Below are 707 nucleotides of genomic sequence, written 5' to 3' on the forward strand. Positions count from 1 at the left end.
TTTTTAATGTGTTTTTTTAATTCTACGGCACCTTGCAATGCAGCACCAGATGAACTTCCTACTAGTAATCCCTCTTTATTAGCGATGAGTTTGACGTTATTAAAGGCATCCTTATCTGAAATAGTAAATATGCCATCCACTAAATCTCTATCTAAGAATGTAGGCCACTTTTCAGAACCTATGCCCTCTGTCGCATGCGCGTGTATTGGGCCTCCATTCAAAATAGATCCTTGAGGCTCAACTATATAATTCTTAACTCCCAGTGTTGTCATATGTTTTGCAACACCAGTAAATGTACCGCCTGAACCTACACCCGCTACGAAATAATCAATATGGTCCAATTGATGAGTGATCTGTTTGGCTAAGGTATTCGTATATGCACCAGGATTGTCTTCAGTACCAAATTGATTCATATACAACGCATTGTATTTTTTAGCATAAGACTTCGCTTCTTCTTGCGCCCCGATCATACCGTCAACTTTTGGTGTTCGCCTAACATCTGCACCTAACGCTTTCATAATTGAGATCTTCTCCTCTGAAAAGCCCTCCGGTGCAAAAATAACGCATTTGACTCTGAAACGGTTCGCAGCTATGGCAAGTCCTATACCAGTGTTTCCAGCTGTCGCCTCAACAATTGTGCCACCTTCTTTGAGACGCCCATCCTCAATTGCCGTTTCAACTAAATATTTTCCTAGACGATCCTTTAC

1 protein-coding gene is annotated in these 707 nt (G+C 41.2%); it reads right to left on the minus strand.

Going from position 1 to position 707, the window contains the following annotated elements; genetic code table 11:
* A partial coding sequence (locus HZY83_RS00505; protein ID WP_179942162.1) for a PLP-dependent cysteine synthase family protein occupies nt 1–707 on the minus strand: 707 nt, incomplete at both ends.

Source organism: Gemella sp. GH3, from assembly GCF_013415425.1.
In the GTDB taxonomy this organism is placed as follows: Bacteria; Bacillota; Bacilli; order Staphylococcales; family Gemellaceae; genus Gemelliphila.